The sequence below is a fragment of the Haloarcula sp. H-GB4 genome, from assembly GCF_030848575.1.
Lineage (GTDB): Archaea > Halobacteriota > Halobacteria > Halobacteriales > Haloarculaceae > Haloarcula.
The window spans coordinates 1,096,280-1,111,269 of record NZ_JAVDDX010000001.1 but is presented as its reverse complement, the minus strand read 5'-3'; the positions used below and the strand labels follow the sequence as shown (position 1 = coordinate 1,111,269).

Here is a 14,990-nt window from a genome sequence, read left to right as displayed (position 1 = left end):
AACATGTTTCCCTGCTTCCGCTGTTTTCGGAGTATGGCGCGACGAGCCGAGTGGATCGCAACGGCGAAGACAGTCGCCGGTATCGCGTACGAGAGCGATATCAGGTACATCGCCACATCGCTGGCGTACTACGCGTTCATCTCGCTCATGCCGGTGCTGTTGCTCGTGTTCATCATCTTCGGCCGGCAACTGGCTGGCGTGGTTTCAGTCACGGGAGCGCAGTTCCTCACTCCCGATACACAGCAACTGTTATACGAGGGATTGACGGCGGCGACGGGCCGGACAACAGCGACAGTCCTCTCCGTGGTCGTGCTGGCATGGAGCGGTGCCAATGTTGCGGTCGGCTTCCTGACCGTTGTCGAGCGGATCGAGCCGGTGGCGGAGCAGCCACTCTCAAAGCAGGTGTCCGACGCTGTAGTTGTCCTCGGGACGCTTACTGCTGCAGTTCTCGTAATCCTCGTCCAGAGCGTGTTTCTGGCTCTCTTTGCCACCGGTCTGCTGCGCGTGCTCGTCGGATTCGCTGTTCTGTTCGTCGCTCTGACTGTGACGCTGCTGCCCCTGTATTTTGTCCCGTCACGTGTCGCCGGCTCGCTTACCGCATCGCTCCCGGGCGCGATAACGACCGCACTGGGCTGGACTGTCCTCCATGCGGCGATCCAGTTCTTTGCTGCCAACGCCGGACAGTACGCCATCTACGGCGTTCTCAGTGGACTCATACTCATCCTCACAAGCACGTATGTGGCCGCGATTGTCCTGATGCTCGGTGTCGTTGTCAACGCAGTACTCGCCACTGATGCTGGCGACCTGTATGTCTAAGTGGCTAAGTCTAGTCTGTGACCGTGGCTTCATCCATCATTCAAACCTCTTCTCATCGAAGTCGCACCGCTCACGGTTTTCGTTTGCGGCGCAAGAATACGGGCCGGAAGGGATTTGAACCCTCGACCGACGGCTTAAGAGGCCGTCGCTCTGCCAGACTGAGCTACCGGCCCAGTGCATTCAATTCTCTGGACGGCCCGGTAAAATAGGTTTTCATTCGGACGCCTTGTGTCGGTCGGTCCCACGTTTCTTGCACACAACAGTCGACTAGCGGCGATTGACTATCATAGGAGTCAGGCGGGGCTCGACTGTATCCGTGCTGGACGACGTTTGAGGGCCTCTCGGACCGGTTCTTCAGGAGGCCGTTCCCAGTTGTTGGAGAAATAGCTGGCATTAAAGAGGCTTGACGCCAAGCGATACAGACACTAATGAGTACAGCCAGCGGCATCACGATGGCCTCTATGTCGACCTACGCCATCCTCGGGTGTGGGAGTGTTGGCCACGCCGTGGCGGAAGAACTCGTCGGGGAGGGGAAAGACGTCCTCATCCTTGACGCGGACGAGGGGCGAGTGGAGGCGCTCCGCGATCAGGACCTCAACGCACAGCAGGCGGACATCTGCGAAACCGACGTCGCCCAGACGGTGGCCGACCGCGACGTGGTTCTCATCATGTCTCCGGATGTGAACGCCAACGCCGAAGCGGTGCAGAACATCCGTGAGTCCGGCGGGGAGCAGTTCATCGTCGCTCGCGCCGACGACCCGGTGTCCGCCGACGACCTCACCGAACTCGGTGCGGACGTGGTCATCAATCCCTCTGCGGTCATCGCGGACTCGGCGCTTCGAGCACTGGAAACGGGTGAACTGGAGTACAAGGCTTCCCAGCTTGGGGATGTCATCGATGGGACCGAGGACCGCATGGCGATACTCATCCACCGGTCGCCGGACCCGGACTCCATCGCCTCGGCGGCGGCGCTGCGGGCCATCGCCGCGAGCCGCGACGTGGACGCCGACATTATCTACGAGGGCGAGATCGGGCATCAGGAAAACCGTGCGTTCGTCAATCTCCTCGGCATCGAACTGACCTCGAACGAGGATGTCGACCTCGATGAGTACGATACGTTCGCGCTAGTGGACGTTGCCAAGGGTGGCGAACCGGCTATTGAGTCGGTCGATATCGTTGTCGACCACTACGAACACGAGCATGAACTGGAACACGACGCCGCTTTCTCCGATATCCGGCCGAACATCTCGGCCACGTCGACGATTCTGACGAAGTACATTCAGGAACTGGATCTCAACCTCGACCAGAGCGTCGCCACGGCGCTGCTGTACGGCATTCGCGCCGAGACGCTGGACTTCAAACGGGATACGACACCGGCGGACCTGACCGCTGCGGCGTATCTGTATCCATTCGCCGACCACGACACGCTCGAACAGGTCGAATCGCCGTCGATGAGTCCGGAAACGCTTGACGTGCTCGCTGAAGCGATCCGGAACCGCGAGGTCCAGGGGAGCCACCTCGTCTCCAACGCCGGGTTCATCCGGGATCGCGACGCGCTAGCGCAGGCAGCCCAGCACCTCCTCAATCTGGAAGGCATCACGACCACAGCGGTATTCGCTATCGCCGATGACACTATCTATCTCGCCGCCCGGTCCAAGGACATCCGGATGAACATCGGCAAGGTGCTGTCGGACGCGTTCGGCGAGATGGGCGAGACAGCGGGCCACTCCACCGATGCCAGCGTCGAGATACCGCTTGGTATCTTCACCGGCCTCGATACGAGCGACGACAACAGAGATACACTGCTGGAACTCACTGAAGAAGCGGTCAAGCGGAAACTGTTCGAAGCGATGGGCGTCGACAGTTCCAGCAGCGAGAGTTCGAACGGTAACTAGGCGGGGACTTCTTCTTCTTCGTCGCCGGCCTCGGGCTGGCGAAGCCGTTCGACGATATCGCTGACGATGACGACATCGCCGACAGCCTGAACCCACCGGTACGGGATGATGACGCCTCGCGATGCGTTCACTTCTTCGTCAAACAGTTCTGTGTTAAGCTGGTGGAGTGCCAGCCCTGTCACTTCCTTGCGGTCGAGTTCCAGCCGAAGGTCTTCGACTTCGCCGACGAACACGCCGTTTTTCGAATACACCTCACGACCCACGAGGGCTGTAATCTCCTGTGGCAGATTCTCCATTCCCATACGACGGTGGTCGGTCGGACGGCTTATAAAGCTTCTTTGCGACTGAAACGTCTGCGGTGCAGGGACTCAATACCACACAGCACTCCCGGAAACCGAGCGCCGAGCTGATTCCGTCTCGCCGGTAGCACTGCCGCCACACAGGTACCAGACGCCTGTTCGGGCCGCGGGACTTTTATCCCACTTTCCCGTTCGCTCGGTATGCTCTCCGCTGGTGATCCCGCCCCGGATTTCGACCTGCAAGGGACCGCGGACGGCGGTACTGGTGCCTATCGGCTGTCGGCTGCGACGAACCGCGCGCCGGTGGTCGTGGCGTTCGTTCCCGGCGACGACCCCGAGTCGCGGACTGTCCTCAATGCGCTAGCCGACGCAGACTGGGCGAGCGTATCAGATGCCGTGGCTGTCTTTGGCGTTCTCCCAACAAATATCGGCAACTGCCGGTCGCTCGCAGCGGCGCTGTCGCTTCCATACCCGTTGCTGGCCGACACCCACGGCGTCGCGACGCAGTTCGGCATCAGAAAACAGGATGAGAGTATCCAACAAGCGGCGTTCGTCGTCGACCAGCGATGTCGTGTTCAGGTGGCAACTGTGTTCGACGACACCGACGGGACCATGCCGGCCCTCGACACGGTTCTGCGTGGCCTTGCCGAGTTGTAGCTACTCACCGTGGTCCAGTTCGCCCTCTAACAGACCGTAGATGTACACGTCTTCGTAGCGACCATCGCGGAACCAGTGGTCCCGCAGCGTCCCCTCTCGCTGGAACCCCGTCTTTTCGAGCACGCGCTGGGAGCCTTCGTTGCCGGCGAAGACCTTCGCGTACACACGATGGAACCGGCGCTCCTGAAAGGTGTACTCGGTGAGCGTCCGGGCGGCGTCGGTCGCGTAGCCGTTGCCCCATGCGTCCGGTGTGAGCCAGTAGCCGAGTTCGGCCATCCCTATCCGGTCCGTGACGTCGTTCAGCCCGATGATGCCGACTGCTTCGCCGTCGACACAGACGAGCAGATGCACGTCACCGGTCTCGCCGCTGGCGACGGACTCGACCCACTCACGCTCAGCCTGTTCGGAGATCGGCTCTGTGGCCGAGAGCCCGTGTCTGACATCCGGGTTGTTGATCGTCTCTTGCAGGAACTCGACGTCTTCGACTTCGACCGTTCGGAGCGTTACCGTCTCGCCCCGGAGGAATGCTGGTCCGGGCATACACAAGCCGACGAGGGGGTACTGAAAGAAGCTTCGGAAGGTGTGTGAAAGAGATTCATGGATTCCACTCGTCAGCCAGCAGGCCGTACTCCAGTAGATCGACGTACTCGCCGTCAACGAAGGCGTGGTCCCGGCGTCGCCCCTCCTGCTGGAATCCGACTTTTTCCAGCACACGTGCGGAGGCCGGGTTGGTGGCGTAGCAGTCCGCGCCGAGTTTGTTCAGTCGCAGTTCCTGAAACGCATACCGTGCGAGACAAGCCACAGCATCGGTCGCGTAGCCGTTGCCCCAGTGATCCGGGCATATCGAGTACCCGAGCACACCAAATCCCCACGGGTGGTGGTCTTCGTGGAGCATACACGTCCCGACCGGCTCATCGTCCACACAGACGACAAAGTGCGTGTCGGCATCGCGGTTATCAAGGTCTTCGGCGGCAGGCTCGGAAAGTGGCTCGTTGAAGCCGATATTATGCCGGACTTGTGGCTCGTTTAATAGCTGCTGTAGCAGGTCGCTATCGGTTGCTTGCTGCGGGTGGAGCGTCACCCGCTCGCCGTGGATGAACACTGGTCCTGGCACGCATGAAATAACCCATAGTTGACACAAGGGTGTTGCCATAGGTTGTGTAGTGGTAACATGTAATCAGCAGGCAGTGGAGAACGACACGCCAAAGGGAACACAGTACTGCCGTGAGATATGGGAACGCCGCTGGAGTCACGCAAGGAACAGGCAACGGAGGTCGTCGACCGACTGCACGAGGAATACCCCGATTCGGCGATTTCACTGAACTACAGCAGCCGTCTGGAACTGCTGATTGCCGTCGTCCTCTCCGCACAGTGTACTGACGAACGAGTCAACGAGGTCACAGCAGACCTGTTCGAGAAGTACCAGAGTGCTGAGGACTATGCTGCGGCCTCCGAGGAGCAACTCGCCGAGGACATCTACGGCATCACGTTCCACAACAACAAGGGCGGCTATCTTCAGGGAATCGGTGAAATCCTGGCCGAAGAACACGACGGCGAGGTCCCTGATACGATGTCCGCTCTCACTGATCTCCCAGGTGTCGGCCGTAAGACGGCGAACGTTGTCCTCCAGCATGGCCACGATGTCGTCGAGGGCATCGTCGTCGACACGCACGTCCAGCGGCTCTCGCGGCGGCTGGGGCTCACCGAAGAAGAGCGCCCGGAAGCTATCGAGCAGGACCTGCTCGACGTGGTGCCCGAAACCGAGTGGCAACAATTTACGCACCTGCTCATCGACCACGGGCGAGCCGTGTGTGGTGCGCGCTCGGCCGACTGTGAGGCGTGCGTGCTCGCGGACATCTGTCCCTCGGAAAAGGGCGACAGCGAGGGCGACCTCGCCAGCGGCGAGGCGTGGTAGCCTCGCGCTGGGCGACTTAGTTTTCGTCGTCACTGAGGCGCGCAGTGAGCACTGGCACGTCGGACGTGCGAACGACCTTTTCGGCGACGCTACCGAGCAGATACCGTTCAATACCCGTCCGACCGTGGGTGCCCATGACGATGAGGTCGATATCGTTCTCGTCGGCATAGTCGAGGATTGCCCTGTGCGGCGGACCGCGTTCGATGGCGGTGACGGTATCGACTGTGTCGACTTCGTCCGCCGCCGCCTCGACAATGGCCTGTGACCGATCCTGCAGTGACGAGTCGATGTTATGCTTTTCGCCGACCATGCCCGGCTCCGACTCGTCGTGTTCCTCAGCAATCATGCCGGTCGTCGCGCCCTCCGGGCCCGCGGAGGTCATTCCGATGTGCGGCGACGACGTATCGAGCACGGTCATGATGTGTAACGTCGCGTCGTGCGTTTCGGCAAGATTGCGTGCATGTTCCAGCGCGGCTGCTGCTCCGTCACTACCGTCGGTTGGAAAGAGGATGTGTTCATACATTGGAACCACAGCTAGCGATGGACATGCAAGGCTAATGAAACATATAGTCCATTCGCAGAAGCCGAGAATCAGACCGGCTGTCAGCGACACTCACGCCACATACCGGAGGGCGTACCGAGCGATACCGACCAGATACGCCAGCAGCCAGAAGATTACGTAGCCGAACACCCCGATACGGAGCCGAGAACGCCAGTGGCTGAACGTCTCGTCGCCGATTTCGTCCAGTAATAGGTCTTCATCATACTCGTTGTAGAGGTCGTGTTTCCGCTTCGCGCGGAAGATACGGACAATACCCGTCCCGCCGAAGGCAAGCAGCGCGTATGCCTGCAGACCGAGCATCGCGTGGACAGCGGATAGGCCTCCAAGTTGGTCCGGGAGCCGTGGGATCATCCAAAACACCATCGGAACGGTGGTCAGCACCAGCCCCGTCGTGACGAACTTCAGGTGATGCACAAGCACGTCCCAGGTGACCGGCTCCGTCTCGATGATGTAGTACGCGCCATACAGGAAACAGGGGAGGCTGAGACTCACCGACAGTAACACGACTGTGGCCACGAGGCCGTCCGACACCATGGGCCGACCTAGGGACAGTGCTCGCTAAAGACTGCCGGATGCAGAAGGTCAGAACTTGTAAGCCATCGCGGTCCGTACACCCGAGCAATGGCCGACCCGGACTCGACGTCTCCAACGGAGGACGAGCGCGGGAATACCCCTGCGGACGCGGTAACTGCCGAAACCGAGCCCGGTGAACACGGGGCTGAAGGCGACGGCGGTGAGACGGGCGAAGACGGCGAGTCGGGCGAGGAACTCGACACGGAGGCACTCCGGAAACAGGTTGAAGAGAAGTACGACTTCGACAACTTCGGCCCGGCAGACATGGCCGAGATGACTGCTGAAGAGTGGGACGTTGCCTTCGATGAGGAGTCCTGGATCATCGGCGACGAACTCCTCGACCGGGTCACGCGGGACCTGCGAAACCGCGTCGCAAGCCGTGACGTGTTCGCCCGTATCGAACACCATCAGGATCCGCCGCGGGTGCTTGCGTACTCCGACGAAGGCTACGCTGTCGTCTATCCCGATGGAAGCCTCGAAGGTGAGGGGACCGTCATGCGCGACGTGAAGCCCACGGTCGCATTGTGTTCGATGGATTCCTATGACGTGCCCGAGAGTGTCCCCGACAGGCCCCTCCCCAAGCCGGAGGAGGTCCCCGAAGGTGGCGGCGAACTCGGGAACTGGATGTTACAGGCGATTGCCGGGGCACAGTTCCTTGCCGGGATTGCCCTGCTGGGAGGTGCAGCACTGGCGACCGCTGGCGTCATCGGCAACAGGGGGACCAGCATCGCGCTGCTAGTCGTGGCTGGCGTTGCCTTCATCGGCGTGTCGCTCGTCCTCTTTTTCACCGTCGCAAACGCGAGGCTCTCGGACACGTTCCGCTCTGAGGAGTACCGAGACAGACTGCGGGCCATCGGACTCGAGGACGGCGAACGACCGGAGTTCGTTCCGGAGCTGAGCCCGCAGAATTCGGGGTCTGAAGAAGGGGCTGGCGAAACTGACGAAGCCGGGTAATGACGGTTCCTGCGGGTGGTATTCGGTGGGTTTATACAAACTCAGTCCTGATTCCACAGTGTATATGAACAGACGGGAGTTCGTCCGGACAGCAGGGGGGGCCGCCGGTGCCGCGGCGACCCTCAGTGCCACCGGCGCAGCCGCCGCACAGGAGGAAGGCGGTGGCGGTGGCGAAACCGTCCCGGACTACGGCGGTTTCCTGGACCAGGTCGGGAACTTCGACGGGTCGACCGTTGACGCGACCGGACAGGATACAGTAACTGTCGAGGTCGGCGTGCAGGCCAACGGCGGCGCGTACGGGTTCGGTCCGCCAGCCGTCCACGTGGACAACGGCGCGACTGTCCAGTGGGAATGGACAGGCAACGGTGGCGGGCACAACGTCGTCTCGGACGGCGATGGTCCGCTGGACTCCGGCAGTACGGCCTCCAGTGCCGGCGTCAACTACGAACACACCTTCGAAGAGGACGGCATTTACCCGTACCTCTGTGTCCCCCACGAGGGACTCAACATGAAGGGGGCTATCGTTGTCGGTGAGGAGTATGCGACACAGACAATCGGTGGTGGCGGCCCCGTCGAGGTCGCCCCCCACGAGGCCGGCGTCCCCATACAGCCACACTACGTCGGGTTCGGTGCTGGACTTGCAGTCATCATCCCACTGATTTACACGTTCTTCCAGCTGAAGTACGGCGAGTCGCCCCACACTAGCGGAGGGAACAACTGATGGCATCCGAAGGCTCCACCTACGGCGATATTCACCGATACGAACCGCCACGCGAGAGCACAGCAGCGGCTGTCGGCATCGTGCTCCTGACCATTATTCAGGTTGGCCTGGTCGGGCTCTTCACCTACGGCATGATTGCCGGGTGGGCGTCCGGCATCGGCGCGTCGCTGACGGTCCGACTCATCGAGGCAAATATGTTCCTCGGTGGCGTGCTGACGGCAATTTTCATCGATCTCTCGTTCATCATGCTGCTGTACCGCAAGGAGTTCCTCCCTGACGTGATGATCGTCAAGAAACGCCGTCGTAAGTGGGAGGACCTCTACATCCGTCAGGAAGACGTCGACGGCACGACGGTGGCGGACGGCGACGAGCTTGCAGAGACGTTCAAACGCGCAGTGTACCCATACTACAAGAAATAACATGCCACTTGATGAAGACAAATACCCGGCCGAAACAGGCCGTCGTCGCTTTGTAAAGGGCGTCGTCGGAAGCGCTGCACTCTCGGGCGTTGGCGTCGGTGGCGCGGCAGCCGTCGACGCGACGACAGACTCCGCCGGCGAAGGCGGCGGGACAACCCCGTTCGTCGCCGTCGAGAACACCGGTGGACCGGCCCCGCGGGGGATGCCGATCATCCCAATCGAAATCGACGGTGGCGAGATCAGTGGGCTTTGGCCAGAGTACGACGAGAACGCCGGTGCGGCCGTTGCACCGGACTTCGGCGGGAGCGGTATCGACTACTCCTCGCAGTGGTTCCAGTACTGTGGTATCCAGAGCACTGCCGCTATCTACCCCCAGTCTGACCGGAACAGCACGTTTCTCAACGACACCGGGACCTTCTCTTGGCAGGGAGAGTACGAGTCCGGCAAACCACTCACGGTCGATATGTTCGAGGACTACCAGGACTGGGGCAACGGAATCGGCGACCCCGGCGTCGGGAAGCCTGCGAGCGTCGTCTGGCGGACCAACAGCGACGGAAAGAACGGCGCTCCGGTGCAAATAATCCGGTCAGCCGAGGTCGAGAAGATGGCCAACGGCGAGGGCAAGTACGCGGACCTTCCCGGAAGCGTCCAGTCATTCGTCTCCGAGGCAACTGACCAAGGCTTTATTGCCTGGCTGAACAAATGCACGCACTTCTGCTGTGTACCCGGGTTCAAAACGCAGACCGGGAGCGCTAACTTCGGCGCGGCCAACAATATCTATTGTCAGTGCCACCAGTCCGTGTATGACCCGTTCAGCCCCGTGCAAGCGACGTTCGTGGCGCTGCCACGCCCACCACAGACGGAGTAACCAATGAGTCTCGAACGCAAAGACGAACACGATCACAAAGGCTGGATGGAATCGCGCGAGTTGACGCCGATCGAATCGGTGTACCTGACCGTGCTTGTCTGGCTCGACCGACGGCTGCGCGTCGTTGACTACCTAGAGATCCTCGAAGATCTCTACTACAAGGTCAACATGCAAATGCCGAAGAGCCACACGGAACAGTACAACCTCGACAACAAATTCTGGTACTGGTACCCACTGTACGCACTCGGGTCGTTCTCAACAGTTGCGTACATCGTTGCCGCGATATCAGGCGCGCTGCTGGGCTTCTACTATGCTCCAGCCGCCGCGGCTGCCGACGGGTCGCCGACGGTTGCGTACGACTCAGTGATGCTCATCATGGGCCAGCTCAACCTCGGCTACTTCCTGCGTTCGGTTCACCGCTGGGCCGCGCAGATTATGGTCGCCGCGGTGTTCCTCCACATGCTCCGTGTGTACTTCACCGGGGCATACAAGGAACCGCGCGAGCTGAACTGGCTCATCGGCATCGTCCTGATTTCGCTAACCCTGGTGTTCGGATACACCGGCTATCTGCTGCCGTGGAGCCAGCTCTCGTTCTGGGCCGGCCAGATCGGAGTCGAGATGTCCCTCTCAATCCCGCTCATCGGTGAGTGGGTTGCACAGCTGATGTTCGGCGGGTTCACGCTCTCGCAGGCCACGCTACAACGGATGTACATCCTGCACGTGTTCTTCCTGCCGTTCATCACGACTGCCATCATCGCGGTCCACATCGGCATCGTCTGGATGCAGGGGATCGCTGAACCACACTAATACTATGAGCGACAACGACACAGACGACGTTCGCACGGACGGTTCCGGCACCGGTATCGTCTCGCCGGACGATGAGACCCCAGCGTGGTCCGAACGCAAAGAGCGGACCCAGGGGCTCTCCCGGCTGACGTACGAGTACTTCGAGCGGGCGCGCCGCGAGGACCAGGACCTTCGCCAGCAGTCGGACTACGTCGAGCGTGACGTGCTCGCGTTCCCGGCCTGGCCCCACGAGATGATGCGCAACATCGCGCTGACGTCTTTCTTCGTGGGCATGATCCTGTTCGTCTCGGCGACGCTGCCCCCGGAGATGCCGAATCCGGCCAACTCCAGCGTGACGCCAGCGATTATCCTGCCGGACTGGTATCTCTACTGGTCTTTCGGCCTGCTCAAGCTTGGCCCGCTGAACCCCGATCTGAGCATCCTCGGCGGCTCAAAGCTCATGGCCGACCGAACCTACGGTGTGCTGGCAAACGTCGTGGTCGTCGGCTTCGTCGCCATCGTCCCCTTCCTGAACAAGGGGTCGGCCCGCCGACCAGTCGAGCAGCCGTTCTGGGCTGCGGTCGGGATGTCCGGCGTCATCTTCAGCCTAACCATTGCCGCACTGTCCATCAAGAACCTCGCCCCGATAGCACCACATCTGCTGTTCGACCTGACGTTCCTCGTCCCCATCGTCAGCGCGACGATCACCTACGCAGTGCTCAAGACGATGCGCGAGGGCTACATGTTCGACCTCAACCGTCGGTACTACCGGCTACGACCGCCGAAGTAACCCCGGTCGGTCGGTTCCTCCGTCATTTCTTTTCACCCACAGCTCGTTTCCACCGCAAGCATTGCGGCCCCGTCTCGCCGCAGTAAAGTGGCTCCCGTCCTTACTAGTACCGATGACAGAGGACCAGTCAGCGGGGACTGAAGACGGTTCAGAGCGGCGGGACGTTGTGGTGCCGCTTCGTGTGTACAAAGCCGTGACAGTGTTTTCAACGCTGTTTGCGATCGTCAGTGTCGTCGCCGGATTCATCCTCGTCGACGTGGCAACACAGCGGGCGTCAGCGCCTGCCTCGGAGATCGATGTTCCGGTCGGCATCGCCGGAATCGCGTGTATCCTCGCTGGCACAGTCGTCTATGCGTTTTCGACACGGTTCCGTACCGAGGAAATGGGAAAGTCTAAAGACGACGCTACCTAACGTTCGGATAATGGCTGACGAGTTCATGAAGGGGTTCGCGTGCCTCATGGTCGGCGGACTGGGTTGGATGACCGTCAAGGGCTGGTACAACACGCCGAGTTTCGAAGGGGCACAGCTCATCGGCGAACTTACCATCGAAGAACCGACCACGTTCGACCAGATTGCCCTGTTCATGGGCGACGCGCTCTTCTGGTTCGCAGTGCTGGGCGCGCTGACCTTCTGGGTCGTGCTTCCACTGATCAGTGAATTCCAGACGTACCTGAACGAGCGGTCGGCGTAACAGTACGCAGTAGCTTTTTTCGGGACCGACGCCCCCCTCAGTTTGCAGTCCGATTGACCGGTGGGCTGTCTTCGTCACGTACCTGAATCCCGCGGGAACGAAGCGCCGCGGCGAACTTTGTCGGTGACACCCCGCTGTACGTCGCCGCTTCTTCTAGTGTGAGTGTTTCCCCGCGGTACAGTGTCAGCGCCGTAGTGAGGGACCTGTGTGACATTTTCGTCTACATAGACACAACTACATCGATAGTATTAAACAATTTCGCCTGATTCTAGGCCATTCTGTCGGCCAGAACACTCAAAATTAAGTAAACATGCACTTATTTACTACTTGAATGTACATTCGCAAAGTAATTGGTGTGATGTGATTGCCGGCCGCATACGCGGGGCTATCGATAGGCACGGCTAGCAAAGTACAGGTGCTTGATGACGGCAAAACGGGGGCGGTGTTCAGACGATGGAGCTCCAGGGACCCTTGATGACCCAGAACAAGCTCTGGTAGCCCGCGTACATGAACATCACGAGAGCAGCGACGATGGCCCCTTTCGGCCGTTCCAGCGGGATGTCACGGCGGGCTTCGACTTTTCGGGACTCGAACTCGAAGAAGTCAGTGATGACCGCACCGAGTACGAGCACGGACAAGACCATCCCGCCATGGTGGTGGAGCGTCATGTAGAAAAACGACAGCACGACCAGTGCGATGTTGGTGAACGTGTGTGCCGGGTGGCGGCTGATCGCGTCCGCGCCATCGTTTTCGTACTGTTTGACGTGGCTTCTATGGGCGAGTTGCCGCGTGAGGAAGTTTACAATTACCACTCCGAAGATGATGTACTCGATGAGGAACGAACCGCCGACTGTGGGGTTCCCCAGAATGGTATCCAGTGGCCCAAAGAGCGTTACGGATGGCTGCATATGCAAAGCTCTGTCCACCGTCCATTAGTGTCTTTCCAATCTCACTCGAATCTGGACCGGCTTTCGTCGACAACAGCGGTCCGGACGGGCGACCCGACCGAGATTGTGATACGCTCCTGATAGCTGACGGGGCGGGATATGCGGTCATCGACGAGCAACTCGACAGTCGCCTCGTCGCGCTCAATCGAAGCACTGAGTCCGTCGACAGGCAACACCCAGTGATCCGGGTCGGTTGCAAACGGTGCGATCGGTGCCACCACTGCCTGGTCCGACGGTGCCAGAATCGGACCGCCGACGCGGTGGGCATAGCCCGGTGAGCCGGCAGCCGTCGCGATTACGACACCGTCGGCCCGGAACTGTCCGATGCGGTCGGCTGTCGACGCGATAGTGAACTCAGAGATGCGAGCGGCGTCGGCGGTGACGAGAGTCACGTCCCAGAATGCCTGTTCGACCGTCCCGTCAGGCATTGTCACGTGGAGAACTGGATGCGTCTCAATCCGGGCATCAGCAAGTCCCGACACAGCGGCGACGGCGTCGTCGCGTGGCACTGACCGGACGCCGCGACCCGCTGCGACCGGTAACACGAGCGGGTCACCCTCGGCCCGTGCCACGGCAGCGACGGCGTCCTCACCAGCAGCGACGACTCGGTCGGTCTTCGGAACAGCGCCATCACGACCCCGTTCAACAGCCACGCCGGCGTCTCGAAGCACATCTGCCAGGGCGTCGTCACCGACTACACCAACGGGGGTTTCCATCATCTGAAACTCCGGGCCGGCGGAAAAAAACCTGCCGCACTTCGTGCAGCCGCGTCAAATATCGAGGCGACGGCGCGCGTATTCGACGAGAATCGGCATGTCAGAGAGGTGGGTTAGCTTCGCGATCGCCCGACGGTCGCCGCCGTTGATCTGCCTGAGGGTGTCCTGTCCGGTACTCCGGAGGTCATCCATCAGCTGGTCATACCGTTCGTTCGGGGCGAGATACAGCAGTTCCGTCATCATCAGGCGCGCGTTGTGTTTCGGGGCCACCTCGCTGTGCCAGAGCTGGTCGTAGACGGAGAGGTTCTCCGCCGACGTGTCGGGTTCGTCTGGCTTGAGCGCTGAGTCAGCCGTCGCGGCGGCAGCGCGGGCCGACTTCATCCCTTTGTGGATTCCCTCGCCCCATAGCGGGTCAACAGTCGGGACAGTGTCGCCGATAGCCATGAAGTTGTCCGTGCTCATCGAATCGGGTGGCTGGATGTGGGCCGACCCGCGGTGAGCTTGCGTGCCCTCGATCCGCTCGGCGTCGTCGAACCGGGGGTCCGAATCGAGCCAGTACTCCAGATAGTCGTCGATCCCCATCCCGTCTTTCGCGTACTTCTGGTGGGAGCCGTTCTGGATGTAACAAAGGCCCACTTTCGCCGTGTCTTCACCAGTGTGGAAAATCCAAGAGTAGCCACCTGGAGCGAGGTCGTGATCCAGACGGAGCATCATCGCGTCACGGAGGTCGGCGTAGTCGTCGTGGTCGACTTCGACGCCCTCAAACTCGTATTCGACGCCGATAGCCTGATGATTCCGCTGGAGGTTACACACGTCTAGTTCCTTCGCCAGCGGCGCGGCAGGGCCAGTGGCGTCGATGACGATGTCCGCGTACACCTCTTCGTCGCCGTCGTAGCGGACACCGACGATTTCCCCGTTCTCCATGATGGGGGCCGAAACGCGGGAGTCAAAGCGGTAGGTCGCGCCCTTGTCCCGCCCCTCCGAGACAAGCCACTGTTTGAACTCCGCGAACTCAAGAACGGCTCCGGTCTGGTTGCGGACGTAGTGGTCGTTAGGGGACTCAAGGACGACGTTGTCCGTGTAGTTCATTACCACGTCATCGGGAATCGCAAAGCCCGTCATCGCTGACATGAACGTCCCGGCGGTGGACTTGTTGCTCTGACGCGGGAACCCGTCTTCGGACTCGGTCTCGAGAACGAGCACCTCGTAGTTTCGCTCCGCTAGATCACGGGCACACTGCGCCCCAGCAGGCCCGGCTCCGGCTATTACCACGTCAAAGCGCTCGCGCATGGTTGTGGGTATTCCCTGTCGGTAATCAGTCTTTCCGAATACACCGAGGGCAGTCTCGAAAGGGTAAAGACGGCCCCACTACCATGACGG

The 14,990-nt window shown here is 60.7% G+C and carries 21 protein-coding genes and 1 tRNA gene; 12 read left to right on the top strand and 10 right to left on the bottom strand.

Going from position 1 to position 14,990, the window contains the following annotated elements; translation table 11 throughout:
• The first annotated feature begins 33 nt into the window (after window positions 1-33).
• Complete coding sequence (locus tag RBH20_RS05805) at window positions 34-816, top strand: YihY/virulence factor BrkB family protein (RefSeq protein WP_306706453.1); 783 nt, start codon at window positions 34-36, stop codon at window positions 814-816.
• 99 nt (window positions 817-915) lie between these two features.
• Here RBH20_RS05805 and RBH20_RS05800 read toward each other — a convergent pair.
• Window positions 916-989, bottom strand: a tRNA-Lys gene (locus RBH20_RS05800).
• A 255-nt stretch (window positions 990-1,244) separates the two neighbouring features.
• Between RBH20_RS05800 and RBH20_RS05795 the strand changes: the two genes are divergently transcribed.
• The gene (locus tag RBH20_RS05795; RefSeq protein ID WP_306706451.1) at window positions 1,245-2,711 is read left to right on the top strand and encodes a DHH family phosphoesterase; all 1,467 of its coding nucleotides are present in this window, start codon (window positions 1,245-1,247) and stop codon (window positions 2,709-2,711) included.
• Here the strand turns inward: RBH20_RS05795 and RBH20_RS05790 are convergent.
• Window positions 2,708-3,007, bottom strand: a complete 300-nt coding sequence (locus RBH20_RS05790) for a PRC-barrel domain-containing protein (RefSeq protein ID WP_004961709.1) — start codon at window positions 3,005-3,007, stop codon at window positions 2,708-2,710. The two genes, RBH20_RS05795 and RBH20_RS05790, sit on opposite strands and share 4 nt — an antisense overlap.
• A 204-nt stretch (window positions 3,008-3,211) precedes the next feature.
• On the opposite strand from RBH20_RS05790, the gene RBH20_RS05785 reads away from it, so the two are divergent.
• Window positions 3,212-3,667 (top strand): redoxin domain-containing protein, encoded by a 456-nt coding sequence (locus tag RBH20_RS05785; RefSeq protein ID WP_306706449.1) that lies wholly within the window; start codon window positions 3,212-3,214, stop codon window positions 3,665-3,667.
• Here the strand turns inward: RBH20_RS05785 and RBH20_RS05780 are convergent, their stop codons facing one another.
• Together RBH20_RS05780 and RBH20_RS05775 are read right to left on the bottom strand one after the other, a co-directional pair.
• Window positions 3,668-4,207, bottom strand: a complete 540-nt coding sequence (locus RBH20_RS05780; RefSeq protein ID WP_306706447.1) for a GNAT family N-acetyltransferase — start codon at window positions 4,205-4,207, stop codon at window positions 3,668-3,670.
• Between the two features lie 55 nt (window positions 4,208-4,262).
• Window positions 4,263-4,781 carry a GNAT family N-acetyltransferase gene (locus RBH20_RS05775; protein ID WP_306706445.1) on the bottom strand — a complete coding sequence of 173 codons (519 nt, stop codon included), beginning with the start codon at window positions 4,779-4,781 and terminating at the stop codon, window positions 4,263-4,265.
• A 117-nt stretch (window positions 4,782-4,898) separates the two neighbouring features.
• On the opposite strand from RBH20_RS05775, the gene nth reads away from it, so the two are divergent.
• Complete coding sequence (nth, locus tag RBH20_RS05770; RefSeq protein ID WP_306706443.1) at window positions 4,899-5,582, top strand: endonuclease III; 684 nt, start codon at window positions 4,899-4,901, stop codon at window positions 5,580-5,582.
• Between the two features lie 16 nt (window positions 5,583-5,598).
• On the opposite strand, the gene RBH20_RS05765 is transcribed toward nth, so the two are convergent.
• Window positions 5,599-6,105 carry a universal stress protein gene (locus RBH20_RS05765; protein WP_306706441.1) on the bottom strand — a complete coding sequence of 169 codons (507 nt, stop codon included), beginning with the start codon at window positions 6,103-6,105 and terminating at the stop codon, window positions 5,599-5,601.
• A 90-nt stretch (window positions 6,106-6,195) separates the two neighbouring features.
• A complete protein-coding gene (locus RBH20_RS05760) occupies window positions 6,196-6,678 on the bottom strand; it encodes a hypothetical protein (protein WP_306706439.1) in 483 nt (160 codons plus the stop codon).
• 87 nt (window positions 6,679-6,765) lie between these two features.
• On the opposite strand from RBH20_RS05760, the gene RBH20_RS05755 reads away from it, so the two are divergent.
• From RBH20_RS05755 to RBH20_RS05720, 8 genes are all read left to right on the top strand, one after another.
• The gene (locus tag RBH20_RS05755) at window positions 6,766-7,671 is read left to right on the top strand and encodes a hypothetical protein (protein ID WP_306706437.1); all 906 of its coding nucleotides are present in this window, start codon (window positions 6,766-6,768) and stop codon (window positions 7,669-7,671) included.
• 64 nt (window positions 7,672-7,735) lie between these two features.
• Window positions 7,736-8,392 carry a halocyanin domain-containing protein gene (locus RBH20_RS05750; RefSeq protein WP_306706435.1) on the top strand — a complete coding sequence of 219 codons (657 nt, stop codon included), beginning with the start codon at window positions 7,736-7,738 and terminating at the stop codon, window positions 8,390-8,392.
• Entirely contained in the window at window positions 8,392-8,811 is a 420-nt protein-coding gene (locus RBH20_RS05745; protein WP_306706433.1) for a hypothetical protein, read from the top strand. The genes RBH20_RS05750 and RBH20_RS05745 overlap by 1 nt, the downstream gene beginning before the upstream one ends.
• A gap of 1 nt (window position 8,812) precedes the next feature.
• Window positions 8,813-9,679 (top strand): Rieske 2Fe-2S domain-containing protein, encoded by an 867-nt coding sequence (locus tag RBH20_RS05740; RefSeq protein ID WP_306706431.1) that lies wholly within the window; start codon window positions 8,813-8,815, stop codon window positions 9,677-9,679.
• A gap of 3 nt (window positions 9,680-9,682) precedes the next feature.
• Window positions 9,683-10,486, top strand: coding sequence for a cytochrome bc complex cytochrome b subunit (locus RBH20_RS05735; protein WP_306706428.1), 804 nt, complete (start codon window positions 9,683-9,685; stop codon window positions 10,484-10,486).
• 4 nt (window positions 10,487-10,490) lie between these two features.
• Window positions 10,491-11,255 (top strand): cytochrome bc complex cytochrome b subunit, encoded by a 765-nt coding sequence (locus RBH20_RS05730; protein WP_306706426.1) that lies wholly within the window; start codon window positions 10,491-10,493, stop codon window positions 11,253-11,255.
• A 112-nt stretch (window positions 11,256-11,367) separates the two neighbouring features.
• The gene (locus RBH20_RS05725; protein WP_306706424.1) at window positions 11,368-11,667 is read left to right on the top strand and encodes a hypothetical protein; all 300 of its coding nucleotides are present in this window, start codon (window positions 11,368-11,370) and stop codon (window positions 11,665-11,667) included.
• 10 nt (window positions 11,668-11,677) lie between these two features.
• The gene (locus RBH20_RS05720; protein WP_306706421.1) at window positions 11,678-11,947 is read left to right on the top strand and encodes a hypothetical protein; all 270 of its coding nucleotides are present in this window, start codon (window positions 11,678-11,680) and stop codon (window positions 11,945-11,947) included.
• 37 nt (window positions 11,948-11,984) lie between these two features.
• Here RBH20_RS05720 and RBH20_RS05715 read toward each other — a convergent pair whose 3' ends face one another.
• From RBH20_RS05715 to RBH20_RS05700, 4 genes are all read right to left on the bottom strand, one after another.
• Window positions 11,985-12,161, bottom strand: coding sequence for a UPF0175 family protein (locus tag RBH20_RS05715; protein ID WP_306706418.1), 177 nt, complete (start codon window positions 12,159-12,161; stop codon window positions 11,985-11,987).
• Between the two features lie 232 nt (window positions 12,162-12,393).
• The gene (locus tag RBH20_RS05710; protein WP_306706416.1) at window positions 12,394-12,855 is read right to left on the bottom strand and encodes a hypothetical protein; all 462 of its coding nucleotides are present in this window, start codon (window positions 12,853-12,855) and stop codon (window positions 12,394-12,396) included.
• A gap of 41 nt (window positions 12,856-12,896) precedes the next feature.
• Window positions 12,897-13,610 (bottom strand): ATP-NAD kinase, encoded by a 714-nt coding sequence (locus RBH20_RS05705; RefSeq protein WP_306706414.1) that lies wholly within the window; start codon window positions 13,608-13,610, stop codon window positions 12,897-12,899.
• Between the two features lie 54 nt (window positions 13,611-13,664).
• Window positions 13,665-14,900, bottom strand: a complete 1,236-nt coding sequence (locus tag RBH20_RS05700; RefSeq protein WP_306706412.1) for a digeranylgeranylglycerophospholipid reductase — start codon at window positions 14,898-14,900, stop codon at window positions 13,665-13,667.
• Window positions 14,901-14,990 lie beyond the last annotated feature (90 nt).